The organism is Rhodococcus sp. NPDC059969 (assembly GCF_042738325.1).
Lineage (GTDB): Bacteria > Actinomycetota > Actinomycetes > Mycobacteriales > Mycobacteriaceae > Rhodococcus_F.
The window spans coordinates 893,260-918,625 of the sequence record NZ_JBHWUF010000001.1; the positions used below are offsets into that span (position 1 = coordinate 893,260).

The following is a 25,366-nucleotide window of genomic DNA, read 5'->3' on the forward strand; positions in this document are numbered from 1 at the left end:
AGCCTGGTCGATGTTTGGACCCCGAGTGTCACGGGTACAAATCCAGTGACCGGTGTTCCAAAATCGGTTCCCCTCATGAACTTACGTGGATCGAGGGATTGTGAAGGCGATACTGGCAACGGCCGCGAGCATCCTTCTGGTGGTTGCCTTGGCCGTCGCCGTCTTGCTTCTCCTTTCCGGATCACCGCGCGAAGGTACTTCGCACGAACTCGCCGACACGGTTCACACGATCGGCGGGCAACCGACAACCTGTACCGAATTGTTCGGTGAAACATGCAGCTTTACTTTGCAGTCCGACTACAACCAGTGGGGACAAAACCTCGAGAGTTTTGTCAATGCCGGGACTCTCGGACCTTTCGCCCGCAGCATCGGCTTCGTGGCGGAGGCGAAGCTGAGCTTGCAGGCATGCGAGGTCAGCGCTACCGCGGGTAGGACGATCCTCGATTTCTACAATCTTGCGGGGATCGACCACCCCACGGCCACCACCACCGACCTCTTTCCCTTCTGGAACGAGTCACGCCAATTCTTGTGCCCGGTAAACAGTTTCTGAGACTGTTGTTTGCTACTTGAGACCGGACTGGACGAACGCGTCGCGCACGTAGCGCTGAAGGAACAGATAGATCAGGAAGATCGGCAGACACGCCAGTCCGGACGCCGCCATGATGGCACCCCAATTGTTCCCTTCGGCACCGAGGAAGCTGCGGATACCGATCTGTAGCACCGAATTCGACTGGCGCATGATGAGCGCGGGCCAGAGATATTCGTTCCAAGCAGAGATGAACAGCATGATTCCCAGCGCCGCGAGAGCAGGCTTCATGTTGGGCAGCACAACCTTCCACAGCGTTGCCCACGAGTTCTGTCCGTCGATCTGACTGGCGTCCAGTAGCTCCCGCGGAAACGCCTCCATATGCTGTCGCATCAGCAGGACTCCGAAGGCCGAGCACAAGTTCGGGATCACGATGCCTGCAACGGTGTTGAGCAAGCCCATCTGGGAGATCAGCAGGTAGTTGGGGATCATCGTGACCTGAAACGGAACCAACCACGACCCGACGAAGAGTAGGAACAGCGCTTGCTTGCCGAAGAAGTTCCACCGGGCAAACCCATAGGCGGCGAGGATTGCGACGAACAGTTGGCTGACCGACATGGCCAACGCCATGGTGAAGGTGTTCACCATCATCGACGCCATCGGGATCGTGTTCCACACGTATCGGAAGTTCTCGAGGCTGAAGGGCGAGGGGAGCGGGCTCGCCGACAGCGAATCGTCAGGGCGACGAAAGGCCGTGGCAAACAGCCAGTAGATCGGAAAAATGCTGAACACGGTCACGGCCGCGAGGACAACGTGCCCGACCACCCGTCGCGTTCGAGACCGGGACCGTACCGGTCCGTCGTTGCTCTCACTCCGGGCGTCGAGGTGCTTCACCACCGGAATCGCATCGGAACCATGTGGATGGCCGGGTGCGTCGACCAGAACAAATGCCATGTCAGTTCCTAATTGTCGTAGAAGCTCAGCCGGTCCGACAGGCGGACGAAGATGACTGCGATGATTCCGAAGCCGAGGAAGAAGAGAGTGCCTGCGGCAGCTGACAGTCCGGCGTCGAAGTTCTGGAAACCGAACTGGTACAACAGGTAATAGATGTTCGTGGACGCGCCGCTCGGTCCACCCTGGGTGAGAATGTCGATCACGGGATACGCCCACTGCGCACCCAACAGGATCGTCATGAGGGCCAGGAACACCAGCGTCGGGGAGAGTAGCGGCAGTGTGATCTTTCGGGTGATCGTCGCCTCGGACGCCCCGTCGAGTGATGCCGCAGAAGCGTAGTCCGGATTGATGCCCGCCAGCCCAGCTGAAATGACCAGCACTCCGAAGCCGAGCATTTGCCATCCGACGATCACGACCACACCGAGTAGTGCGAACTTCGGATCACGAAAGATGTTGCCCATCTCGATTCCCCACGTTGCGGCCACCCTCGGGACAGCGCCGCCGTCGGGATTGAAGAGCCAACGCCACACGGCACTGCCCGCGATCGGTGTCACCAGGAACGGGACGAAGATCAGAGCCTGATAAATCGTCTTGGACCGTCCGGATATCCGTTTGGACACCAACGCGATGAGGATCGGCAGCAACAGCGAGAACAGCATGAAGGCGAGTGTGTAGACCACGGTGTTCCGCAGCGCCTGATGCAACTCGGGCAACGAGAGAACTCGCGTGTAATTATCCAGTCCTACCGACACTTTGGGAGTGGTAGGTACCATGTTCCACTTGTAGAACGACAGGTTGACAGTCTCGCCGAGCGGTTTGTAGATCCACACGATCAACAGCACCACTGCCGGCAACAGGTACAGGTATGGCACCCAGACACGGGGTGCCCACCCGGAACGGGCCGGGCGCGCCGCTATGGCACGCTCCGACCCGCCGGTACTTGGAACTTCGACAAACATGTTCGTGGCTCAATTCGCCAGTGCAGTAGCAGAACTGGACGGATCACTCGCGGAGACCAGCTTGGATATGGCCTCTTGCAGGTACTCGGCGCTCATTTCGTACACAGTTGCCGACTCCTCCACAGGAACTACCGTGTGCAGAACTCGATCTCGGAAGACGTGGACCATGTTGAATGCCTGTGCGCCGTTTTGGCCGCGCATGCTGCCCTTACTCGCGAGAAGATCCTGCGTGTAGCAGGTCGCCGAGGCAACCGAGACAGGAATTCCGGCGAACGTGCAGGTGGTCGAGTAGTGCAGGTGGCCACCGAGGATGCCGCGGACATCGGTTCCTTCGAGCACAGTGGCAAGTTTGTTCTGTTCCTTGAGTTCTACCAACGAGAGCACATCCAGAACTGACGGGACTGGCGGATGATGCAGTGCAAGAAGGGTGCCGTGTGGTGCCGGTACGGCAAGAATCTTTTCGAGCCAAGCGAGTTGTTCGTCGGTGATCAACCCGTGATGGCTGCCGGGAACAGTGCTGTCCAACACGATGATACGGAGGCCGTTCACGTCGACCACCGAGTCGACGGATTCCTGGGTCGGAGCGGCGTCCAGCAGGCCGCTGCGGAATGCCGGGCGCGCGTCGTGATTGCCCATGACCCAGATCACCTTTGCACCAAGCCGTTCGGCTGCCGGCTCGACGATCCGGCGCAGTCGGACGTATGCATCGGGTTCTCCCACGTCGGCCAGATCGCCGGTGAAGACAATAGCCTCAGGACGCTGGCCAGTCCTTTCCAGTCGCTCGAAGATGCGTGCCAGATTGGCGTCGCTGTCCACGGAACCGTGGAGAAGATCACCGTCGGTGACAAAGTGAGTGTCGCTGAGGTGCAGGATGTAGTGATCGGGTTCGCCGTACTGGGACATGAATAATTCTCCTGTGAAGTATGGGTTAGTTGACCAGTGCAAGGTGTAGGCGATCGAGTTCTGCAGAGCTCAATCCATGGGCAAGAAGGTATTCGGAGGCGCCGCCGTACGAGTCGTCGATGGACTGCAGACTTGCCCGCATGAGCGCAGCCGGGCTTGCCCCGACCAGTTGGGCGACGTCCGCCCCGCCTATGCCGTATTGGCGCATCTTGACGGCCATCGCCGACACCCATTCGCCGGCCAACATGACCTCGGAGAGCGAATAGTCTGCGACGATGTCGCGGTTGTCCACGCCGACCGCCGCCAGTGCAAGCGCGATGACAAGACCGGTGCGGTCTTTGCCTGCCGTGCAGTGCACCAGTACTGCCCGATCGTCGGATTCAGCGATGGTTCGCACTGCGCGAGTCAACCGGGTGCCGCACTGGTCGATGACCTTTGTATAGATTGCCGCGAGGTCCAAACTGGTTTCGCGGGTGTTTATTTCACCCTCGAAGATGGGTAGATGATGCTGCTCGAGCGTCAGACCTTCGAGTGCGTTCGGCGCCGTGTCCAACTCCTCCTGCTCGCGTAGGTCGACGACGACTGCCAGCCCTCGGCCGCGGAGATCCTCACGGTCCGCCTGGTTGAGGCGGTGAAGAGCGTCTGAGCGAAAGAGTTTGTTCCACTTGGTGGTCAACCCTCCGCGAGCAGCGTAGCCGCCGACATCGCGAAAGTTGTAGGTACCGTTCAGGTCGAGCCGACGATTGGCTCGCTGATCCGGAAGAGCAGTACTCATAGTTGTTCCCGATCCGGAAGTTGTGTTCGCTGGAATTGGATTGGACCGTGTCAGCCGATCAAGTCCTGAGCCCGTTGCTGTGCGGCCCGCATCGTCGACTTCGGGTCCTTGCCGTAGAACACGGATTCTTCGATGGCTTGCGCCAGAATGTCGTCGACCTGGACATAGCTGTTACCGGGGTACGACTGCCAGGGCTGGAGCGAGTCGAGTTGCTTGAGATTGGGTGCCAGCAGTGGGTTGCCGTCCGCCCAAGGCTTGAGTGCAGCGGGATCCTGCGTCAGCGACGAACGAAGGGGTAGGTATCCGATCTTTGTGGAGATCTGCGTGTACGCATGATCACTTGTCATGAATTTGATCAATTCCCAAGCAGCGCGCGCCTTCGCCGGGTCCTGCGAGAAGACGGACAGGACGGAACCTGAGTTCGTGGGAACCGCTGCACGTCCGTCGAAGGCAGGCATCGCGGTTGCTCTCAAGTCCCAACCGGCCTTTGTCGCGGAACTGACAAACATTCCCTGCAGTGCAGACGTGTTGAGATCGATGGCGATGTCACCCTTCGCGAAGCTCTCGTACTGCGTCGCCGCATCTGCGTTGACCAGGACCCCGTCTTCGTAGAGTCCGCGGAGCATGGTGACAGCCGAAACCGAGTCAGGCTCGCCGAATTCGATGGTCTTGCGATCTTCGGACAGCACACCACCGCCGGCCGATTTGAAGAGCGCCTGCATGCACCAGCTGCCGCCCTTGACCGAACAGCTGACGCCGAGCGACGGCTTTCCGGTCTTGGCGGTCACTGCCTTCGCGGCAGCGGCCACCTTGCTCCAGGTCGAGAGGTCGGTGTCTGCCGGGAGGCCGGCTTCGATCAGTGCAGTGGAGTTGTAGAACAATGTGGGAGTGGAGAACACATACGGAACGCCGTAGGTGTCGCCATTCCAATCGCCGAGTGTTGCAGCTCTGGGGTGGAAGGGATGGTCTCCGCCGAAGTTGGCCTGGACTGCGTCCTTGCCGACCAGTTCGTCGAGATTTCTGGCTTTCAGTGCTGTGACTGCGAAATCGAGAGTGTCGAAGGTCAATTGAGCGACATCGGGTGGTGACCCGGCGAGCATTTGTGTCTGCACACTGCTTGCGGTGCCGGAACCGGCCGCACCACCGCTTTGCGGCGGCTGTGCTTTTACGTGAATGTTCGGGTGGGCGGCCTCGAAGTCGGAGATGAGACCGGTGATGGTGTCTGTCCACAAACCGGCCTGGGCAAGGTTGTAGGACTCGAAGACGATGTCGACCTGCTGGTTCGGGTCGAGTTCCGGCACCTGTTCCGCGGAATCCGAGCCGCCGGTGGTGGCGCCGCCAGTGGCACAGCCGGCAAGGGCGAGGGATGCCGCTAACGCTATGGCGATCTTCCATCGTGTTTTGCGCATGACAAAGCTCCTCGTGATGAAATTTTCGTGTGAGAGGGCGAACTGAAGGTTCAGCTGAGAACTGATGAATCGAGATTCAATGTTGCTGGTATGTCCAGCCATTCGAGGCGACGCCCGCTGGCTCCGTCGAAGAGGTGAAGGTGGCGCAGCTCGGCGGACAGTACCGCGGGCTGTCCTTCGTGGAGGGCGATCGGTCGCGGAGCGCGCACGCAGATCGTGGTCGAACCGACCAGGCAGTAGGCCACCTGCTCGCTTCCGAGATTCTCGACCGACGTGACATCGACCGTGATACGTGCGCCGGGGCCGGAATCCGTGCCTGGATGGATCGGTGTGAGGTGTTCGGGACGAATGCCGAGTACGACGTCGCGGGAATCGGACTCTCCTGGCCAGAGTGAGGCTTCGATGCCTTCGGCCGTAACCCTCACGCTCCCGCCGGACGAAAATACGTTTGCATCAACAAGATTCATTGCAGGGCTGCCCAGGAATCCTGCAACGAATACCGATGCCGGGCGATCGTAGACATCCTCGGGGGTGCCGAGTTGCTCGAGTCTGCCGTTGTTGAGCAGCGCGATACGCGTCGCCATTGTCATAGCCTCGACCTGGTCGTGGGTGACGTAGACGAAGGTGGCGCCCAACCTTCGGTGGAGGTCGGTGAGTTCACGACGAGTTGCTGTTCGGAGCTTCGCATCGAGGTTGGAGAGTGGCTCGTCCATCAAGAACGCCTTCGGATTTCGGACGATCGCTCGGCCCACCGCTACGCGCTGACGCTGACCACCCGACAGCTCCTTGGGCTTGCGCTCGAGCAGATGTGCGATCTCCAGTTGCTGTGCTACTTCCTCGACACGTGCTACTGCCGACGCCTTGTCGATCTTTTTGACCTTCAAAGGGAAACCGAGGTTCTTCGCGACGGAAAGGTGCGGGTAGAGGGCATAGTTCTGAAACACCATGGCGACGTCTCGCCGACGGGCGGGAGCCGTAGTGATGTCTTCGTCGTCGAGCAGTATTCGGCCACTTGTCGGCTCGAGGAGACCGGCGAGCATCCTGAGCAACGTAGTTTTCCCGCAGCCGCTCGGTCCGAGGAGGACCAGAAAATCCCCGTCACGAACATCGATGTCGATGCTGTCGACTGCGGTGACATCTGCGAATTTCCGACTCAGATTCTCTATTCGAATCCTGCCCATTGGCTTCTCCCGATGAAATGACGTTACCCAATCGCGTCGGATTGGGGATTTTCGTTACATCAGAAGTTAGCCAGTCGAAGATGAACGGTGACCGAACGCCGTCGTAATTGTCCGTAATTCTCAGGGCAACTATTCGAACCGAAACGTGCGACGAACCCGAATTTCAGGTGGTGGAACCGTGATTGAGGATTCCGATGACGTGTTCGAGGGTCTGAGCTGCAGCTTCGGCTGACCCGCCACGGCGTTCACTGACCGCGATCTGGAGACCGATCAGAAAGGTCAGTTGAATGACGGTCGCGGAGGCGCCGTGTGCGCCCCACGGCCCGGTTCCGCCACCGAGAACCAGGCCCATGTCGGCCAGTTCCACCAGTGGGGAACGCGCGTAGCCGGTCACGCCGATGACGGTTGCGCCGGCGTCTTTCGCGGCTTGGGCAGGCTGGAGAGTGAGTGAGTTGAGCCCACTGTCACTGATCGCCAGACAAACGTCACGCGAGGTGAGATGCCGGGCTGTGAGTTGCTGCATCACTGCATCAGTGGGCGCTTCAGCTGTGCGGCCGTTCAGAATGAACCGAACAGCCACTGCAGATGCCGACGGCCCGGACACCCCGTTTCCCACAACGAGCACGCGTTCGGCGTCGGCGATGGCCTCGACAGCCCGGTCGAAAGCTTCGCGATCCAGAGGTGTGAGTGCGCCGCCGAGATCGGCCGCCACCTCGCCGAGTACTGCCTGCAGCAGTCCGTTGCTGTCCTTGGTATGTGCCGCGTCCTGCACCCGTGATTCTGCTGCGCCGAGATCTCTGAGCAGCAGCATGCGCAGATGCTGAAAGCCTTTGAAACCGAGATTCTGACAGGCCCGAATGACAGTTGCCGTCGACGTGGACGCGTGCTCGGCCACATCTGCCGCCGACCACCAGGCAAACTCCTTGGGCCGGGCGATGCAGATGTCGGCGACGCGTCGCTCGCTCGGGGCCAGGGTGGGCGCAAGTGCGCGAATCGTGGACAGGGTTCCGCCCACGGGGGGATCGGTCTGTAACTGGCTCATCTGCACTGAATAACACACGAGAGTGAACGACACTCCCCTCGGCAGTCGGTGCATGTATGTGCCACGTGTTGTCGATGCGCGAATGTTTATGCGAATTACGACCGGGTAGGGCTTCTGTGTGGGAATCCTGCGCGGCAGGAATCTCGAGCGCGAATCCGAAACGACCTGGAGGAACAACGTGACAGATGACAAGAGCGGCCCCAGCGAGGGCATCAAAGGCGTCGTAGAGGACGTCAAGGGTAAGGCCAAGGAAGCCGTTGGTGCGGTCTCCGGGAACGACAGTTTGACCCGAGAGGGTCGCGCCCAGCAGGACAAGGCCGAGAGCCAGCGAGAAGTGGCGAAGAAAGAGGCAGAAGCCGAGAAGGCTCGCGCGGAAGCTGCTGCGGACGAAGCGCGGCAGAAGTCCGAGCAATAGCCCCGACGCACTCGTCGCCCTCGGCCTGGGATTGATCCCAGTCCGGGGGTGAGTCGTGGCTCCGCGTTCAGAGAAAATCTCTACTTCCTTACGGCGTAACAGAATTCGTGCGCCGAGCATCACGATCAAGAGGAGCTGTTCGATGCCTTCATCCCAGTCCGTCCCAGGTGCACCGGCCCCGAAAACGCCGGACCTGACAGAGCCGGTCAAGCCTCGACAGCCGTTGCCTCCCAAGGACGACCAGAGGCAGCCGGAAGTGCGTACCGTAGCGGGTGCCGAGGAAAAGGTGAAGGGAAACGGTCGCGGCCAGCGGGGTGAGTACCTCACCACCGCAACCGGAACGCGACTCTACGAGACCGACCACTCGCTCACTGCGGGTGAGCGGGGACCGACTCTTCTTCAAGACCACCACCTTCGTGAGAAGATCACGCATTTTGATCACGAGCGAATTCCGGAGCGAGTCGTCCACGCTCGCGGCGCGGCCGCACACGGTACGTTCCTGGCAAACGGCGCAGCCGAAAACATCTGTAAAGCTTCGCTTTTCGCTTCAGATGCGCGAACACCCGTATTCGTGCGATTCTCGACGGTTCTGGGTTCACGCGGTTCGGCGGACACCGTCCGTGACACACGCGGGTTCGCCACCAAGTTCTACACCGATGAAGGTGTCTTCGATCTGGTCGGCAACAACATCCCGGTGTTCTTCATCCAGGACGGAATCAAATTCCCGGACATCATCCATGCCGCGAAACCTCACCCGGACCGCGAGATTCCGCAGGCACAGAGCGCTCATGACACCTTCTGGGACTTCGTGTCGCTACACACCGAGGCCACCGCGCACACATTGTGGAATATGTCCGATCGAGGCATCCCGCGCTCCTATCGCATGATGGAGGGCTTCGGCATTCACACATTCAGGCTCGTGAACGCCGACGGCGGGACGAATCTTGTTAAATTCCATTGGAAGCCGGCAGCCGGAGTGCATTCACTAGTGTGGGAGGAAGCTCAGATCGCAGGCGGTGTAGATCCAGACTTCCACCGACGCGATCTTGCCGACGCCATCGAGGCAGGCGCATATCCGTCCTGGGATCTGGGCGTGCAGGTATTCCCCGATACCGAAGACGAAATGTTCGAAGGCATAGATCTTTTGGATCCCACCAAAATTGTGCCCGAAGAACTCGCGCCGGTTCAGGTCATCGGAACGATGACGCTCGATGCCAATCCGACCAACTTCTTCGCCGAGACCGAACAGGTGGCATTCCATCCAGGCCACTTGGTGCCGGGCGTCGACATCACCAACGATCGGCTCCTGCAGGCGCGTCTGTTCTCGTACCTCGACACCCAGATCACGCGACTCGGCGGTCCCAATTTCGATCAGATCCCGATCAACCGTCCTCACTCGCCCGTCAACGACATGCTTCGCGACGGCTTCCACCAGGACGGTGTGCATACCGGAGTCGCGCCGTACCATCCCAATTCGTTGGACGGTGGCTGCCCCTTCTTGGCCTCGGCAGACAGTGCCGCCTATATCGAGGTGCCCGAGGAAGTTTCAGGGCGCAAGGTGAGGCAGGCGCCGGCATCGTTCGACGATCACTTCTCGCAAGCTCGACTCTTCTATCGCAGTCTCTCCCCTGTCGAACAGGAGCACGTCGCGCAGGCGTACACCTTCGAATTGGGGAAGTGCTACGAGGAGAACATCAAGACCCGGAATCTGGGCATCCTGGCGAACATCGACGCGGGCCTCGTGTCGATCGTCGCGCAAGGGCTTGGCCTCCCGGTTCCCGAACCGACGGAGCCATTGACCGATCCGGAGCCCAGTCCTGCACTGTCCCAGGTGGGAGCGGAATGGCCCGTCGACGGAAGGATCATCGCACTACTGGTCGACGAGAACTCCGACCTCGGCACGGTTGTCGCCGTTCGAGACAAGATCTTCGACGCCGGAATGGTGCCTCTGATCCTCGGCCCGCACGGCGGAACCATCGGGGACGGTGACGACGCGGTGACGGTGCAGCGGACTTACCTCACAGCTCGTTCGATCGAATTCGATGCAATCCTGCTGAGCGGCGACGTTTCTCGGATCGGCGAGGGCAAGTTGGATCCCCGGGTGGAGACTTTGCTGAACGAAATGTACCGACACAGCAAAGCAATTGGTGGTTGGGGTGAGAGCATGAGCGCGCTGGCTGCGGCCGGTATCGACGAGTCTGCATTGGGAGTCGTCGTCGATGCCGACGCGGAAGGAGCCCTCGCCTCACTGGCTCAGCTTCTGAAGACGCACCGCGTGTGGGGGCGTTTCGAGGTGCCGCCCACATCCTGAGTGCCGACGTACGTTCGAACGTGCGGTGTGGCCGAATTGCCAGTTCGGCCACACCGTCGGAGTGATGACGAGTGAAGGGACGAAACAGTGGCTCGCAAGGACTCACAACCTCAACTCAAGGATCAAGAACTCTACGAAGAGTTACGCGAGAAGGGCGATTCCAAGGAAAAGGCGGCCCGAATCTCCAATGCAGCCGCTAATCGAGGGCGGTCGAATGTCGCCAAGTCCGGCGGACAATCCTCGCCGTACGAGGAGTGGACGGTGGACGACCTGAAGAAGCGCGCCAAGGAACTCGATCTGCACGACTATTCGAAGCTGAACAAGGGCGAGCTGATCGAGAAACTCCGCAATCACTGAGCTGTATTCTGCTCGAGTCGTACTCTGCTGGTGCAGAATACGACTCGAGCGTTCGGTTCAGTGCCCTTCTTGATCGAAGAGTTCCTGACCTTCCAGTCGCTTGACCCGGCGGTGTTCCATCAAGATGGCCAGTGTTCCGACGATGAAGGACACCACGCACACGACGCCGGCAATGACTGCCCATCCACGAAATCCGTAACCTGCTGCCACCAAGGTCAATCCGAGTGTTGCCAGGCCCAGCCCGATCAGCAGGTATCCGGGATAGTTGCGGCCGTCGCTGATTGCCTCCCCGACATGCGATCGATTGGTGTGTTCGTCATCTACCGGTGAACTTCCGCTCGCGTTTGTCACGGCACACTCCGTCCTGAGTTCGTGAAGACTTGCGATTTGCCGCTTGTCGTCGGTTCACAGGGCACTACCCGATCGGTGAGTGGGTGAAACCGATGGCGTAGTGCCGAAAGGCGAAGAAGGTCGTAGGCTCGAAGTACCGGATGTGGAGGAACACCGGTGCAAGGAAGTGCTATGAATGCGAAGCCGACTCCCGACCTGTTCTCCGTAGGTACGCCGACTCTCGGTGTGGAGGAAGAGTTCTTGCTCTGCGATCCGCAGACCGGGCATCCGAGTCTGCGCAACGTCGAAGTTGCGGCCGCCGGGCGAGAACTCGGTATCTCGCTGCAACTCGAACTCACGCGCTGTCAGGTGGAGACGTCCACGTCGATCGGAAACCATATTCGTGATCTTCGTGATCAACTCTGTGAATCTCGTGCCGTCACCGCCGATGCCGCTGCTCGCGTGGGTTGTCAGCTCATCGCAGTCGGGACGCCGTTCTTCGATCCGCCGGTCGACGAGATCACTCAGAAGTCGCGATATCAGCGGATGGCCGGACAGTTCGGTGCGATCACCGAAGGTGTGATGTGTGGCTGCCACATTCATGTGGGTGTGGAAGATCGAGAACGATCGGTCCAGATCGTCAATCATCTGCGCCCATGGTTGCCGACCTTGCTGGCGTTGACGGCGAACTCCCCGATCAGCAGTGGGCGCGATACCGGCTATGCGAGTTGGCGTTACGTTCTGTTCGGCAGATGGCCCAGCTCCGGCCCGCCGCCTTACTTCGAGTCCGTGGGGCACTACGAAGATGCTGTAGCCGCGATGCTGGAGACAGGGGTCATTCTCGATCCACACATGGTCTATTGGGACGTGCGCATGTCGGATCACCTTCCCACCGTGGAGATTCGGATCAGCGACGTGCCTGCCACCGTTGAGGAGACGCTGACTCTGGCCACGTTGGTCCAGGCTCTTGTCGGCACCGCATCCGCCGCGATCACCAAAGGTGAGGTGGCGCCCGCTGTGGATCATGAGTTACTCCGGGCGGCTTGCTGGCGGGCGGCACGCGACGGACTCGACGGGAGGTCGCTGGACGTGGAATCCGTGCGTTTACTGACCGCTCACCAGGCGGTTCGGCGATTGGTGGATCATGTCGAACCTGCTCTGACCGCATTCGGCGAGTTCGAGCAGGTCACGGCTTCCTTGGACAAGGTCTTCAGCAATGGAAACGGAGCGATCGTGCAGCGCCGACAACTCGCGCGTCGGTCACGTGTGGCTGACGTGATCGACGAGTGCGCCCGACGCACTTTCGAAGGGTGCAGTTCGCAAGGGGGGGAGTGAGCTGTAGGCAGCGGGGACCTGTAGGCAACGGGGAGGCGTTGACTTCCAATTTTGTGCCGAGTTCACTGGAAATGAGAACTTGTCGACTCCCCCGTGCAGAAATCATCCCGTCTGTAGGTCGCGTCGCGAGTTGCATGATGGCGAAGGGTTAGTCATGAAAAACGAATCTGGCGAACGGGCGTCCGAAGAACCTCAGTCTGCGCGTGGAGCCCCGGGCTCCCGAGGCACAGGCTCGAATGAACCCGGAGGCGGTCCGGTAGATCGCCCAGCCGGTTCGTTCGGCGACGAGGAGACGATCTCGGGGGTAGAAGGAACCGAGACAACGCCCGCCGAGCCCACCGCATCCGAACCGGCCGTGCCGCCGTACGAGGGACGTCAGGAGGCCGCAAAGAAGTCGGCCTTCAAGGAGGCCGAGAGTTCGGGTGGACCGAATACGGGAGGGGCCGGCAAACCCGTCGTCGATTCGGAGCTCAAGGCACGACCGGCTGAAGAGACTCCTGGTGGACGAACTGCATCCCCTGCAGACGAGCAACCCGCCGCGGAGACGACTGAATCGGCTTCCAGCGAAAGCGGAGTGGGGCCGGCACATCAAACCGGCGTAGGGAGGAGCGAAGACAAGAGGGACAATATATGAGTGACGATCCACGCACGGAGCTTCCGTCGGACAACAACCTCGACGCGCTGTGCAGTCGGCTGGCTACCTTGGTCGAAGAGCGCGGCCTGACAGTCGCTACGGCGGAATCGCTGACTGCCGGGAATATCGCCGCGCACCTGGGGAAGGCACCGAACGCCGGATCGTGGTTTTGTGGTGGGTTCGTCGCGTACACCCGTGCGGTCAAGCATTCCCTACTTCATGTTCCGGACGGCCCAGTGGTCTGTGAGGAAGCTGCCCGGGTCATGGCACACAGCACTGCCACGCTGATGGGCGCGACTTTGACGCTGGCCGTTACCGGCGAAGCCGGACCGGATACACAGGAGAACGATCCACCCGGAACTGTGTGGTTCGGGGTCGTGGACCACGGGACCGCTGAAACGGAGAAGCAGGTGTTCTCGGGTACCCCCGAAGCCGTCCTGGGAGCAACTGTCGAGCACGCGATCCAACTACTTCTGCGTCACGCATCCGGTCGTCACACGCCGAGTACGAGAGTTGTGAACTAGTCGAGTATTCAACTCTTCGAACGGTTCTTCTTGTGACGACCCGTGTGTTTCGCAGGTGCCTGCGCGGTTGGAACCAGATGACCGTCGGCTGTGTATTTTTCGACTACGAGGTTCTTGCTGACTCCTCGGTTGGCATCCACTGCGCAAGTGATTGCTTCCGTGTCGGAGTTGAAAGGTTCCTCGGTCGAAGAGCCGTCGGGCATCGTGATCTTGTACCGATCCATACATCGACTATTGCGGGTTGATTCGCCTCCGACAACCCGAGCTCACGGAAATACCGGTCTGGCGGATCCTGCGGATCAGCGAGTCCAATAGCTTTCGGACCTTTTACTGTTCTGGTGTGACTAGAGTTCGGACTGGCGTACGAAGTCGCTCTGTGCGTGGGTGCCCCAAATTTCGGAGGACTGAGTCTCGGGTTCGCTGTCCAGCTTTCGAACGTCGTGAATGAACTCCGCACCGCGCAGTTCGTCGGACGGAACCGACAGAAGCTTGCACGTGGTGCTGACGAAGAATCGCTGGACATCTTCCAACTCGAGACGCCCACCGGGCCGGTACCAGTGCGCGACCCCCGTGCACATCTCGAGTATCGCGAGTCGGCTCAATGCAAGATCTTCGATATCGAAGGCACCCACGCGTTGGCCGCGTTCGAGGATCTGTCCGAATAGTTGCTCGTACTCGTCGCGCAGCGTCTGCAACTCGATGCGGTTGTCTCCGGTCAACCCGCGCATCTCGTACTCGGCGACGCGGGCGGTCAATTGGTTGACGGCGGTAATGCCGACGTGTGACGACACCAGGCCGGCGAGCTGGACTACGGGGTCGGCGCTGCGGCGCATTGCCCGCTCTCCCGACTGCGTCAACTCGTCGAGGCACGAGCGAATGATCGAAGCCAACAGCGACTCTTTGCTGCCGACGTAGTGGTACAGCGTTGCCGAGTTGATGCCGGCTTCGGCTCCGAGTTCACGAATGCCGGTGGCGGCGAACCCTTTCGTCGCGAACAGCGTGACTGCCGCCCGTTGTACGCGCCCCAGGTCCATGATCCTCATTTCGATTGGTTGCCCAATCATGCTAGCATCGCCGCCGAAATCGACTGGTCGTCAATCAATTGATTGATAGCTACCTGTGTACTGGCAAATTGCAGTCATATTCATCAATCGATCGATTGAAAAAAGCTTGACTGTGCCCTGGGTCACTGCATAGGGTCCTAGGCGAGCCTCGCTCTCGGTGCGCGAGCTAACAGGGCACTCCATACAAGGAGCAATGACATGAACGACGCGAATCCTCCATCTCCCGCAACTGTCGACAGGCCTGCCCTGCGGCGGGTGGCCGGATCAGTTCTGGTCGGTACCACGATCGAGTGGTACGACTTTCAGATCTACGGTGCCTCCGCCGCTTTGGTCTTTGCGCCGCTGTTCTTTTCGGGCGCAGATCCCGCGCTCGCGACGATTCTCTCCTTCGCCACCTTCGCGGTCGGCTTCCTGGCGCGGCCGCTCGGTGGCGTTGTGATGGGCCACTTCGGGGACCGAATCGGACGCAAGAAGGTCTTGGTTCTTGCACTTCTTCTGATGGGAGCCGCGACGTTCCTGGTCGGTGTCCTTCCGACGTCCAACCAGATCGGTGTGTGGGCCCCAATTCTTCTCGTATTGCTGAGGCTGATCCAAGGCTTCGGTGTCGGCGGTGAGTGGGGCGGCGCAGTTCTGACGGCTGTGGAATACGCGCCGAAGAATCGCCGAGGCTTCTACGGCAGCATGCCGCAGGTCGGTGTGCCGGCCGGTCTGCTGCTGGCAACGGCCGTCATGTTCGGCACCAAGGCGCTCACCGGAGACCAATTCCTGGTGTGGGGGTGGAGAATTCCCTTCCTGCTCAGTATCGCGTTGGTCGCCGTGGGACTTTACATTCGCACCGCGTTGGAAGAGACTCCCGCATTCGCTCGCGTGAAGCAACAGAACACTGCGGTCAAGATTCCGATGGTCGACGCGTTCAAGAACTATCCTCGTCAGATCATTCTTGCCGCAGGTTCGATGATCAGCACAGGCGCTTACTTCTACATCCTCAACACGTACAGCCTGACGTACGCCGACCAGTTCGATCTGCTGTCCGGAAACCTCATGCTCGGCGCGGTCATGGTGTCCGCACTCGTGGCGGTCATCTTCATTCCGATCTTCGGCCAGCTGTCCGAGAAATTCGGCCGACGCCGGATCCTGATGGTCGGCATCACCGGCATGGGTGTGTGGGTCTTTGTTGCCTTTGCCGCAATAGATACCGGCAACTTCTGGATCACCACCGGGGCACTGGCCGTCGGCGCCTTCATGCTCAGCATCTCCTACGGGCCGCAGGCGACGTTCATCGCCGAATTGTTCGACGCTCGGGTGCGGTACAGCGCAGCGTCCATCGCTTTTCAAATCGGTGTGCTCTTGGGTGGTGCAATCGCGCCGATGGTTGCCGCCATGTTGGTCCGCGCAACCGGCGGATCGTTTGCGGTCGCTGTGTATATCGCTGCCTTGTCGGTCATTTCGCTGATCAGCGTCTACTTCGTCCGTGACTCGGACCTCGACGAAGGAAGCCGCGACATGTACATCGATGACAACGGGGCCTATCTGCCGCCAGTCGAACAACGCTCCGCGGTTGTCAACTAATAAGGGAAACTTCAATGATCACAAAGAGTTTCGAAGAGATCTCTGTCGGAGACATTGCGGTAACGGACCCGCGGGTCGTCACCGAAGACTATGTGCGAAGCTTCGCCGACCTCACTTGGGACCGTCATCCCCTTCATCTCGACCCCGACTATGCACAGCAAACACGCTTCGGTCGCCAGATCGCCCACGGCGCTCTCATGCTGTCCACTTTGCTCGGTCTCGTGGAGTTGGATCCTCGTTACCTCCAGTGCTTCTACGGACTTGACCAAGTCAGGTTCCACCGGCCGACGTACCTGGGTGACTCGGTGCACGCAGTGTCGGAAGTGCTGTCGGTCCGCCCTCGCTCGGACGGTGAGACCGCGATCGTGACGTCCAAGGGCTCACTCGTCAACCAAGATGGAGACCTTGTGTTCTCGGGCGACTTCTCCTTTCTGGTAGGCGCAACGCATTCGCTCGACCTCGAAGTGGGTGCTCGGTGAGCTCTCGGCCGCACTTGTCCTGGTGGCAGGACCTCGAGGCAGAACACTTCGAATGGTCTGTGCCAGAGCACTTCAACATCGCGCACGCATGTGTCGATGTACAGAATCCCGATGACCTGGCCCTCGTCGTAGACACCGGTGGACACTGGGCACGGTACACATTCGGTGAAGTCGCCACGATGAGCCGAAAGTTCGCAACCGTGCTCGCGGATCTCGGCCTGGTCTCAGGCGATCGCGTCGGTGTGATGGTCCCACAGGGTATCGAGGTTCTCGCGACACATCTGGGCGCCTTCCGATCCGGAATGGTTACCGTTCCGCTCTCGGTCAAGTTCGGGTCCGACGCATTGGTGCATCGAATGCGTGACTCCGGTGCGAAAGTTCTTGTGATCGAGAAGGACTGCTATGAAAGAGTTGCCGACGGAATCGGTGAGATCCCGGGTCTCGAAGCCGTAATCGTTGTCGGAAGGCTCGATCAGCTCTCCGATTCGATGCCCGTGCAAATCCTCGATTTCCACAGCATCGTCGACGATGCCGCAGAAAGTAGTGAACTGGTAGCCACGGGACCCGATTCACATGCCATCATCATCTACACCTCGGGAACGACCGGGAATCCGAAAGGCGCGCTCCACGGGCACCGAATCCTTTTGGCGCACATGCCCGGTATGCGGACGGCATTCGACAATGCGCCGCAGCGGGGAGACGTCTTCTGGACGCCTGCAGACTGGGCCTGGATCGGTGGTCTGTTCGACGTGCTGTTCCCCGCACTTGCGTTGGGGTGTCCCGTCGTTGCGACACCCGACAAATTCACGCCGGCGCGTGCGGTCGAGATTCTGAGCCGTCACAAGGTGACGGGCGCCTTCATTCCGCCCACTGCGCTCAAGCAGATGCGAAGCATCGGCGTCGACAAGACTGCTGCGCGTGGTATTCAGCTGCGGGCATTGGGAACTGGTGGTGAGGCACTCGGTGACGCCCTGCAAGCCTGGGTTGCAAGCACTCTCGGCGTAGCTGTCAACGAGTTCTACGGGCAGACGGAAATGAATCTGACCATCGGCACGTCGCGGTCGAAGTGGAGTCCCGCCAGCGGCTCGATGGGTCGCGCCTTCCCCGGCTTCGAAGTCTCCCTCCTCGATCCGCTCGGCGAGCTGGTCGAGATTGGTGAGGTAGGCGAGATTTGTGTGAAGGCCGGCAATCCCGGACAGTTCCTCGGATATTGGAATCAGCCGTCGAAGACCGATGAAAAGGTGTACGACGGTTGGATTCACACCGGTGATCTGGGTCGGACTGATGACGCCGGGAACTTCTGGTATCAGGGACGTGCCGATGACGTCATTTCGTCCGCGGGGTACCGAATCGGCCCCGGAGAGATCGAAGAGTGCCTGCTCTCGCACGACGAGGTAGCCATGGCAGGCGTCATCGGTGTTCCGGATCCGTTGCGCGGCGAGGCGGTTCACGCTTTTGTCGTACTGTCCGAGGGATCGAACTCCTCGGAGGAGCTCCGTCAGGAGTTGCAGACCCACGTGAAAAGTCGCCTTGCTTTCTACCAGTACCCCAGGGAGATCACCTTCATCGACAGCTTGCCGCTCACGACTACCGGCAAGATCCTCCGACGTGAACTCCGAGTGTTGGCCACTGCCGCGAACGGACTTGGCTAGCAGAGGGCTACATGTTGGGTAGGACAACTACGAAGAACCAGCCGCTCAGTGCCAGACCGATGAATCCAGTGAAGAGGCCGACTATCGCATCCCACGGCAGCTGGCGGGCATTCGAGAGCAGATGCCCGCCAGCCCCCCTCGGGTGACGTCGGAGCGCGAAGATTCCTGTTGTAATCGCGCCGACGCCCAGCAGGATGCCGAAGCCGAAAGCCCAGAACAGGAGCACCGACAGTGCGCCGAGCATCTCCGATCTTTCACTCCAGCGCGCGACGCGCTGTGTTTCGGTCGGCGGAGGCCACTTGTGAGAAGGCGTCAGCGCTGCTCCGAAACGGCGGGTGCGGCGACGGATCGACTGGTCGCTGAGAAACATTTTTCACCACCGCAGGAGTTGAGTTAATGAGCTCGGTCGATGAGCCGTTGGTATCTACTCGTCTACCCCGTCTTGGCGGATGTATGCCGCTGAATTGAGGGCTAGGTGGTTGGCGCTTCTTCCCAAGCCTTTCCGTTCCATTTGATGGCGATGGGGTACTCGTTGTTCACCCCGTTTTCCCAATAGTCGATGATGCCCTCTTGCTCTGATTCGAGTTCGATCCAGCCGATGCTGAATCCCCCACGGAGGACGCGTTGAGCCCGCCGGTCGATGTTGCCCAGCGAACTGCAGAGCCCTCGGACTCGGGAATCGATCCAGTCCGCAGAGGGGTCGGGGACGGTGATCTCCAAGATGCTCGCGTCGCTCAACGGAATCTCGATCAGAAGCTCACCGGACTCTCGTACCTCTCGGGTCGGCCGATTCTCGTAGGCGTGCAACAGCTCTCGCGGCTCGAACAACGAGGGGTTGCCACCGGACCGTCGAGACCAACCGAAGCGCAGCACGGACGTATTGTCTCCCACGAATTGCAGGAATGTCATTCGATGTGAACAAGGCCCTCCAGGGCGTCCAGGACCCGGTCCAGTCCGAACTCCCACGCCGCCTCGGGGCTGTACGGGGTGTTCTTGGCCTCGCCGGCCGCGCCGCCGACTCGCTGCGCCAACGGGAAGTCGTCGTCGAGGTAAGCGGCCAGACGCTGGTTCCAGGACGACCACACCTCGGCCATGTCGGCTGCTCGAGGGTCGGGGCGACGCGCTTGCGCCGAGGATCGGGCGAAGTCGGCCACGAATGTCAGGGCGGAGTCCCGGTCGATGTCGGTCAGTCCCGTGTCGTCGAAGGCATGAAGTTCGTGGTCGTATTTCGCGATGGTGCCCGGACCTAACGCGGCGCGCTGGTCGGCGATGTCGAGGAGCCACCAATGCTCCGCATAGAGGGCAAGTTCTTCCTCGGCGACCCGACGCACCCGTTGGCGCCAGGTCATGTTTCCGTACGGCAGGCGGGGGCTGTTTCCGTGCACGGCGTCGACCATCAGCACCAGCAGATCGTCGCGGGATCCGACGTGGGTGTAGAGCGCCATTCCCGAGATGCCGAGGTCGGTGGCGAGGCGACGCACGGTCACGGCGTCGAGCCCCTCGGTATCTGCGAGGGCGAGCGCAGCGTCGACTGCCTGCGAGGTCGTGACCTTCGCCCGCGGGCCGCGGGCGCCACCCTTCGGTGCGAGGGGGTGATCGCGCCAGAGTAGGTCGATCAGTTCGCGTGCCATCAGTCGTCTCCAAGAATCGGGAATACCTCAACCGTGGTATACCTTATACGGTGCATACTGTATGCACTGCACAAGGTTTATGATCATGGAGGCCACGATGAAAATCACCAGCACTGCTCTGTCCTTGAACGTTGCCGACACCGACGCGTCGGCGCGCTTTGCGAAAACCCATTTCGGTTTCACCGAGGCCATGGCCGACGACGGCTTCGTTTCCCTGAATCATCCGGATGCCGGGGTCAATGTGGTGTTCCTGCGCATCGGCCTCGGGACGTTCAAGCCCGACTTCGTCGCAGGTCCAGCCGGCCAGGGCATGCTCGTCGCATTCGTGGTCGATGACCTCGACGCCGAGTTTGCCCGAATCGCCGACGAAGGGGCCTCCGTCGTCACCGAGCCGGAGACCGAACCGTGGGGCGAGCGCTACTGCCAGTTCGTCGACCCCAACGGAATCGTGTGGCAACTCGTTCAGTGGGTGTGAACCCGAGTGTTCGGCTCGGCGGCGCGCGGCACCGAACGTAACCAGAGGGCGCGTTCGACGGACTGAGCTTGGAAACGCTGCGGTGAGATCCCGTGCGCAGTGCGAAACGCGCGGCTGAATGCGGACAGGTGCGCGTAACCCAGGTTTCTCGACACCGTGCCGGGTGCAATCCCGAGTTGGAGTTGCGTGCGCGCCTGGGTCATCCGGGAAAGGGAGCGCCATTGCGGATACGTGGAGCCGGTCTCGGTCCGGAACTCCCGGCGCAGACGGGCCGCGTCGGTGCCGTGCTCTCGCGCCCACTCGTCCAGGGTGCGAGGGTCGGCCGGCCGGGCGGCGATTGTCGCTGCCAGTCGCGTGGCAATCGAGTCGGCGACGGATTCGTTTGAAACCGATTGCGCGAGAGGGCCGGTGGCGATGATGTCGAACACCGCGGTGCCGTCGTGACCACGTGGCCGCAAGGGCGTGTACGCGGCGACGAATGTGTGCAACAGGGCCAATTCGTGTTCGGGGGAGAACTGGACTGTCTCGAGGGCGTCGGCAGTAACGGTCGACCCGTTCGAGGCACGGAAGCCGAGCGGTAGCAGCAGTGAACCCGTCGGAACTGTGACGGTATTGCGGACGCCTGCAGGCAGGATCATTGCCTCGCCGGTGCGCAGTTCCCAGCTGCGGTCGGCGACATCCACCCGGGCTTCGCCTCGGTAGACCCACACTGCGACGTGGGCGCCGTTGACGCGCGGCCACGTCGCGTTGGCCGGGATCGGCGGCGCGGTGTCCCCGGATCGTCCGGGCTGTGCGAGCATGCGGACCAATGCCTGGTCGTTGTCGGTGCGCGCACTTCGATCGGTTGAGCGGGAGCGGGTCCGTCGACGATAGTCGCTCGGGCTCTCTCCTAACTGGGCTCGGAACGCGCGAGTGAATCCGCTGCCCGTTTCGAAGCCGACTTCGTTTGCTATCCAACCGATCTCGCGGTCCTGCTTCAGATACTCCAACGAGGCGGCGATCCGCGCTCGAAGCCGCCAGCGAGTGAAGGTGAGGCCGGTCTCCTCCACGAAATACCGCTGGAGCGTTCGAGTGCTGATCCCGGCGCGCTTCGCGAACTGTCCCTCGGTGTCGTCGGCGCCAGGTGTTCGCAACAGGGCGTGCGCGATCTCGAACGCTTCCCGTGACTGCGGCAGTCGCGGCAGCGACGTGCATCCGTCGTCCGCCCGGGCGATCATTTCGAACAGAGACGTCGGCCTTTCCGCGTCTCCGCGCAGATAGCCCAGGTTGTGAACGAACTCGTGGATCAGTCTGTCTTCCCACCCCGGCGGCACGCGCAGGCGAGTCACGGCCGTTGGTCCGTCGGTGACGCCGTCCGAGGGCGGAAGCAGGATGGGGAACGCGACGGAATTCGAATCCGTCTCCATCGCGTATCTCACGCCGGCCGGGATCCACAGCAATTCGCCTGCCGGTATCTCGTGGACGGCCGATCCGGTTCTGACGCGTCCGCTGCCTGCAAGAACCCAGAACAAGAGTGGTGAGCGGCCGGTGCTGAGTTCGGTGCTGCCGGCGCGGATCGGCCCCAAGTCGACCGTGTCCGACCCTCCCGATAGTGGTAACACGTTGGCGCTCCTGGACAACCCTTGCTACTTAAGTATGGCTAACTTTACCTCTCGGTCGGTCTGCGTTCGCAGCGGCAACTCTCGTACCGTCAGAAAGCCACATACTCATGCGCAGATCTCTACGCCCGGCGGCGGCAATACTCGCCGCGGTCGTCGCCCTCGCTCTAGCCGGCTGCTCGAATTCGTCAGGTAGTGACACCGGAACCGAGGGCACCCAGAAAACCTCCGGGTCCACCGAGGGATGGCCGCGCACAGTCGAGCACGGTGGCCGCAGCACCGAGATCACCGCAAAGCCGACTCGGATCGTGTCCACCTCGCCGTCCTTGACCGGCACGCTGCTCGCGATCGGTGCACCGGTGGTCGCGAGTGCGGCTACAACGCCGTCGGGAATGACCGACAGTCAGGGATTCTTCTCTCAGTGGTCGGACGTGGCGGCTGATCGTGGCGTCGAGGTGCTCTACCGAAATCTCGAGCTGGACCTCGACGCGATCGAGACCTTCGAGCCCGATCTGATCATCGGGTCCGCCAACGGCGGCGACTCGACGCTCGACGCCTACGCACAGCTGAGCGATATCGCGCCCACCGTTCTTCTCGACTACGGCGCCAGCTCCTGGGAGGAGCTTGCGGCTCAGCTCGGGGCGGCGACCGGACTCGAGACCGAGGCCGACAAGACCGTCGACGAGTACGACAGCTGGGTGACCACGCAGGCCGGGAAGATCAAACTTCCCGAGCAGCCGGTGACGGCACTGGTCTACATGGGAGCCGACGGGGTCTGGACATTCCGAGCCGACAGCCCGCAGGGCAATCTGCTGACCTCGCTCGGCTTCACCTATGCCGAGCCCTCCGAACAGTTTGTCGCCCCGGACAAGCGGGGTGCCTCCGGCGTCGCGATCGTCAGCTCCGAGAACATGTCTGCCGCACTTGACGGTTCGCAGACGCTGTTTGCAGTCTCGATGGGCCCCAAGGACATGGAGAAGCAACTCGCGGCCGACCCGCTCCTTGCGAATCAACCTGCGGTCAAGGGTGATCGGGTCTACACGATGGGAACTGCAGCTTTCCGTCTCGACTACTTCAGTGCGAAGCAGACAGTCGAGCTACTGGTGTCCACGTTCGGTGGATGATCGCGTGACCACTTCTGCGCAGTCCCAGATTGAAGCACCGCTGCGGTCTGGGACAGCCGCGCGTGCGGGATTGTTGGTCGTCGTCTCCATTGTCGTGATCGTGCTGGCATCCATCGGTGGACTCGTCCTCGGCTCTCGTAACATCCAGGCCTCCACTGTGATCGACGCAGTGCTTTCCTACGACGCCGGCAACAACGAGCACCTCATCGTGATCGAATCGCGTTTGCCTCGAACAATTCTCGGGGTTGTCGTCGGGGCCGCGCTCGGACTGGCCGGTGCGCTGATGCAGTCGATCACCCGCAACCCTCTGGCTGATCCGGGGTTGCTGGGGGTGAACGCCGGAGCGTCAGCGGCAGTTGTGATTGCGATTGCCTATCTGGGGGTGACCTCGGTCGGCGGTTATCTGTGGTTCGCGCTCGCCGGCGCGGCCATTGCCTCGGTAGGTGTGTACATGTTGGGGTCGGCGCATCGCAGCGCCGCGGCCCCAGCGCGCATGGCGCTCGCCGGTGCCGCTGTGGCGACGGCGATCACGGCGCTCACCAGCATGGTTCTCATCAGCAACGAGGCCGCATTCAATCAGTTCCGATTTTGGGCGGTCGGCTCGTTGCAGGGCCGCGGCGGCGACGTCGTCGTCACCATCCTGCCCTTCGTCATTGTCGGTATCACGTTGTCGTTGTTGCTGATTCGACCACTCAATGCGATCGCGCTAGGCGAGGACGTCGCCAAAGGGCTCGGCGCCCGCACCGGACCCGCCCGGATCGGGTCCGCTGTTGCAGTCATCCTGCTGGCGGGAGCCGCTACTGCGGCCGTAGGCCCGCTCGGCTTCGTGGGCCTCGCTGCGCCGCACATCGTGCGTGGCGTTGTCGGACCGGATCTGCGGTTACTTCTGCCGTGCGTGCTCGTCGTCGCGCCGGCGTTCCTGCTCTTGGCCGACGTTCTCGGACGCGTTGCTACCGCACCGGGAGACCTCCAGACGGGGATCGCGGTGGCTGTGCTCGGCGGCCCGTTGTTTGTCGCGCTCGTTCGCTCGCGGAGGGTGGCGTCGCTGTGAACATGATTGCAGCGCAGCCGGTCCCACCGCTGTTTCGCGGCTGGGTAGTTCGAATCGGGTCGGGGTCGTGGCGAATCGTCCCGCGAGTGCTGTTCGTAGCCATGACAATCAGTGCGGCACTGGCGGCACTCTCGTTTGCCACGCTGATGTACGGGACCCTGGACCTGTCGTTGGGTGAGGTGTGGCGCGCCCTGCACGGCGAAGGCAGCGCGGCGGCGGTTCGGTCCGTCCAGAACCGCCGTCTGCCACGGCTGATCACGGCGATCGGGGTGGGCGGCAGCCTCGGTGTGGCGGGCGCAGTTTTTCAGACGCTTTCGCGCAACGTTCTCGGCTCGCCGGACATCATCGGTTTTACCACCGGCGCTGCGACAGCGGCGGTGGTCCAGATCGTGTTCTTCGGCGGCGGGGTACTGCAGACCGCGGGCGCCGCTGTTCTCGGCGGCATGCTGACCGCCTTGCTCGTGTACGCCCTGGCACGTAAAGACGGGGTCAGCGGCGGCCTTCGCCTTGTCCTGGTCGGCATCGGAGTGGGCGCGATGCTGAGCGCCGTGATGTCTTTCCTGGTGGTGCGCGCGGATATCGACGACGCCACCGTGGTGCAGCAATGGACGGCCGGTTCGCTGACCGGGCGCGGTTGGCCGCACGCGGTCAGTGTTGCGATCGCCGTTGGTGTTCTCGTTCCCGCTCTCGTCGTGGTGTCCAGGCGCGTCACCATGATGGAGATGGGCGACGACGCAGCGTCTTCGCTCGGAATCTCCGTGGAGCGATACCGATTCGCCGGCATCCTGCTTGCGGTCGCGCTCACGGGAGCAGCGACAGCCGCCACCGGTCCCATCGCATTTGTTGCGCTCGCAGCTCCCCAGATCGCACGCCGGTTGGCGCGGCGCAGCGGTGTTCTTGTCGCAACCTCCTTCCTGCTCGGCGCTGTCCTGTTGGCGGGCGCCGACTTGATCGCGCAAGCGGTCGAGGTCAGTCTCCGCACGCCGGTCGGTCTTGTCACCAGTCTGCTCGGCGGTGCCTATCTGATCTGGCTGCTCGCCCGTCAGGCTTGAAAAACCTCGTTACGAA

The 25,366-nt window shown here is 61.4% G+C and carries 26 protein-coding genes; 13 read left to right on the forward strand and 13 right to left on the reverse strand.

All coding sequences use genetic code 11. The features are described from left to right. The first annotated feature begins 85 nt into the window (after positions 1–85). Entirely contained in the window at positions 86–550 is a 465-nt protein-coding gene (locus ACFWAD_RS04030; RefSeq protein WP_378541565.1) for a hypothetical protein, read from the forward strand. Positions 551–562: 12 nt separating this feature from the next. On the opposite strand, the gene ACFWAD_RS04035 is transcribed toward ACFWAD_RS04030, so the two are convergent. The 7 genes from ACFWAD_RS04035 to ACFWAD_RS04065 form a co-directional block, all read right to left on the reverse strand. Then, positions 563–1,480 (reverse strand): carbohydrate ABC transporter permease, encoded by a 918-nt coding sequence (locus ACFWAD_RS04035; RefSeq protein ID WP_378541567.1) that lies wholly within the window; start codon positions 1,478–1,480, stop codon positions 563–565. Positions 1,481–1,488: 8 nt separating this feature from the next. Continuing rightward, positions 1,489–2,439, reverse strand: a complete 951-nt coding sequence (locus ACFWAD_RS04040) for a carbohydrate ABC transporter permease (RefSeq protein WP_378541569.1) — start codon at positions 2,437–2,439, stop codon at positions 1,489–1,491. A 9-nt stretch (positions 2,440–2,448) separates the two neighbouring features. After that, positions 2,449–3,342, reverse strand: a complete 894-nt coding sequence (locus ACFWAD_RS04045; RefSeq protein ID WP_378541571.1) for a phosphodiesterase — start codon at positions 3,340–3,342, stop codon at positions 2,449–2,451. A 25-nt stretch (positions 3,343–3,367) separates the two neighbouring features. Then, entirely contained in the window at positions 3,368–4,117 is a 750-nt protein-coding gene (locus tag ACFWAD_RS04050) for a tyrosine-protein phosphatase (RefSeq protein WP_378541573.1), read from the reverse strand. Between the two features lie 50 nt (positions 4,118–4,167). After that, positions 4,168–5,526, reverse strand: coding sequence for an extracellular solute-binding protein (locus ACFWAD_RS04055; RefSeq protein WP_378541575.1), 1,359 nt, complete (start codon positions 5,524–5,526; stop codon positions 4,168–4,170). Between the two features lie 50 nt (positions 5,527–5,576). Next, positions 5,577–6,707, reverse strand: coding sequence for an ABC transporter ATP-binding protein (locus ACFWAD_RS04060; RefSeq protein WP_378541577.1), 1,131 nt, complete (start codon positions 6,705–6,707; stop codon positions 5,577–5,579). A gap of 163 nt (positions 6,708–6,870) precedes the next feature. Next, positions 6,871–7,749, reverse strand: a complete 879-nt coding sequence (locus tag ACFWAD_RS04065; RefSeq protein WP_378448360.1) for a MurR/RpiR family transcriptional regulator — start codon at positions 7,747–7,749, stop codon at positions 6,871–6,873. Between the two features lie 178 nt (positions 7,750–7,927). Here ACFWAD_RS04065 and ACFWAD_RS04070 point away from each other — a divergent pair, with 178 nt between their 5' ends. From ACFWAD_RS04070 to ACFWAD_RS04080, 3 genes are all read left to right on the forward strand, one after another. Then, positions 7,928–8,164 carry a CsbD family protein gene (locus tag ACFWAD_RS04070; RefSeq protein WP_283306332.1) on the forward strand — a complete coding sequence of 79 codons (237 nt, stop codon included), beginning with the start codon at positions 7,928–7,930 and terminating at the stop codon, positions 8,162–8,164. Positions 8,165–8,306: 142 nt separating this feature from the next. Then, positions 8,307–10,475 carry a catalase gene (locus ACFWAD_RS04075; RefSeq protein ID WP_378541579.1) on the forward strand — a complete coding sequence of 723 codons (2,169 nt, stop codon included), beginning with the start codon at positions 8,307–8,309 and terminating at the stop codon, positions 10,473–10,475. Between the two features lie 87 nt (positions 10,476–10,562). Continuing rightward, positions 10,563–10,832, forward strand: a complete 270-nt coding sequence (locus tag ACFWAD_RS04080; protein ID WP_378541581.1) for a Rho termination factor N-terminal domain-containing protein — start codon at positions 10,563–10,565, stop codon at positions 10,830–10,832. Between the two features lie 57 nt (positions 10,833–10,889). Here ACFWAD_RS04080 and ACFWAD_RS04085 read toward each other — a convergent pair whose 3' ends face one another. Beyond that, entirely contained in the window at positions 10,890–11,183 is a 294-nt protein-coding gene (locus tag ACFWAD_RS04085; RefSeq protein WP_378541583.1) for a hypothetical protein, read from the reverse strand. Positions 11,184–11,354: 171 nt separating this feature from the next. Between ACFWAD_RS04085 and ACFWAD_RS04090 the strand changes: the two genes are divergently transcribed. After that, complete coding sequence (locus tag ACFWAD_RS04090) at positions 11,355–12,497, forward strand: glutamate--cysteine ligase (RefSeq protein WP_378541585.1); 1,143 nt, start codon at positions 11,355–11,357, stop codon at positions 12,495–12,497. A 630-nt stretch (positions 12,498–13,127) separates the two neighbouring features. After that, positions 13,128–13,655 (forward strand): CinA family protein, encoded by a 528-nt coding sequence (locus ACFWAD_RS04095; RefSeq protein ID WP_378541587.1) that lies wholly within the window; start codon positions 13,128–13,130, stop codon positions 13,653–13,655. Positions 13,656–13,999: 344 nt separating this feature from the next. Here the strand turns inward: ACFWAD_RS04095 and ACFWAD_RS04100 are convergent, their stop codons facing one another. After that, on the reverse strand, positions 14,000–14,698 hold the full coding sequence (locus ACFWAD_RS04100) for a TetR/AcrR family transcriptional regulator (protein WP_378530393.1): 699 nt from the start codon (positions 14,696–14,698) through the stop codon (positions 14,000–14,002). A gap of 219 nt (positions 14,699–14,917) precedes the next feature. Between ACFWAD_RS04100 and ACFWAD_RS04105 the strand changes: the two genes are divergently transcribed. Genes ACFWAD_RS04105 through ACFWAD_RS04115 form a run of 3 tightly spaced genes read left to right on the forward strand, consistent with a single transcriptional unit; the run spans position 14,918 to position 18,419 of the window. Next, the gene (locus tag ACFWAD_RS04105; RefSeq protein WP_378541589.1) at positions 14,918–16,288 is read left to right on the forward strand and encodes an MFS transporter; all 1,371 of its coding nucleotides are present in this window, start codon (positions 14,918–14,920) and stop codon (positions 16,286–16,288) included. A gap of 14 nt (positions 16,289–16,302) precedes the next feature. Next, a complete protein-coding gene (locus tag ACFWAD_RS04110; RefSeq protein WP_378530399.1) occupies positions 16,303–16,767 on the forward strand; it encodes a MaoC family dehydratase in 465 nt (154 codons plus the stop codon). Positions 16,768–16,781: 14 nt separating this feature from the next. Continuing rightward, positions 16,782–18,419 carry an AMP-binding protein gene (locus ACFWAD_RS04115; protein ID WP_378542904.1) on the forward strand — a complete coding sequence of 546 codons (1,638 nt, stop codon included), beginning with the start codon at positions 16,782–16,784 and terminating at the stop codon, positions 18,417–18,419. Between the two features lie 7 nt (positions 18,420–18,426). Here the strand turns inward: ACFWAD_RS04115 and ACFWAD_RS04120 are convergent, their stop codons facing one another. From ACFWAD_RS04120 to ACFWAD_RS04130, 3 genes are all read right to left on the reverse strand, one after another. Beyond that, positions 18,427–18,789: a hypothetical protein gene (locus tag ACFWAD_RS04120; RefSeq protein WP_378541591.1), complete on the reverse strand. Its 363-nt coding sequence runs from the start codon at positions 18,787–18,789 to the stop codon at positions 18,427–18,429. Positions 18,790–18,890: 101 nt separating this feature from the next. Next, positions 18,891–19,328 (reverse strand): hypothetical protein, encoded by a 438-nt coding sequence (locus ACFWAD_RS04125; protein ID WP_378541593.1) that lies wholly within the window; start codon positions 19,326–19,328, stop codon positions 18,891–18,893. After that, positions 19,325–20,050 carry a TetR/AcrR family transcriptional regulator gene (locus tag ACFWAD_RS04130; RefSeq protein ID WP_378541595.1) on the reverse strand — a complete coding sequence of 242 codons (726 nt, stop codon included), beginning with the start codon at positions 20,048–20,050 and terminating at the stop codon, positions 19,325–19,327. Before ACFWAD_RS04130 ends, ACFWAD_RS04125 begins: the two co-directional genes overlap by 4 nt. A 97-nt stretch (positions 20,051–20,147) precedes the next feature. Here ACFWAD_RS04130 and ACFWAD_RS04135 point away from each other — a divergent pair, with 97 nt between their 5' ends. Continuing rightward, positions 20,148–20,525 (forward strand): VOC family protein, encoded by a 378-nt coding sequence (locus ACFWAD_RS04135; RefSeq protein ID WP_378541597.1) that lies wholly within the window; start codon positions 20,148–20,150, stop codon positions 20,523–20,525. Here the strand turns inward: ACFWAD_RS04135 and ACFWAD_RS04140 are convergent. Further along, entirely contained in the window at positions 20,513–22,126 is a 1,614-nt protein-coding gene (locus ACFWAD_RS04140) for a helix-turn-helix domain-containing protein (protein ID WP_378541599.1), read from the reverse strand. The two genes, ACFWAD_RS04135 and ACFWAD_RS04140, sit on opposite strands and share 13 nt — an antisense overlap. A 107-nt stretch (positions 22,127–22,233) precedes the next feature. On the opposite strand from ACFWAD_RS04140, the gene fepB reads away from it, so the two are divergent. Genes fepB through ACFWAD_RS04155 form a run of 3 tightly spaced genes read left to right on the forward strand, consistent with a single transcriptional unit; the run spans position 22,234 to position 25,350 of the window. Further along, positions 22,234–23,247: a Fe2+-enterobactin ABC transporter substrate-binding protein gene (gene fepB / locus ACFWAD_RS04145; protein ID WP_378541601.1), complete on the forward strand. Its 1,014-nt coding sequence runs from the start codon at positions 22,234–22,236 to the stop codon at positions 23,245–23,247. Positions 23,248–23,251: 4 nt separating this feature from the next. Next, positions 23,252–24,298, forward strand: a complete 1,047-nt coding sequence (locus ACFWAD_RS04150; protein WP_378541603.1) for a FecCD family ABC transporter permease — start codon at positions 23,252–23,254, stop codon at positions 24,296–24,298. A 2-nt stretch (positions 24,299–24,300) separates the two neighbouring features. Beyond that, positions 24,301–25,350 carry a FecCD family ABC transporter permease gene (locus tag ACFWAD_RS04155; RefSeq protein WP_378542906.1) on the forward strand — a complete coding sequence of 350 codons (1,050 nt, stop codon included), beginning with the start codon at positions 24,301–24,303 and terminating at the stop codon, positions 25,348–25,350. The last annotated feature ends 16 nt before the right edge of the window (positions 25,351–25,366 follow it).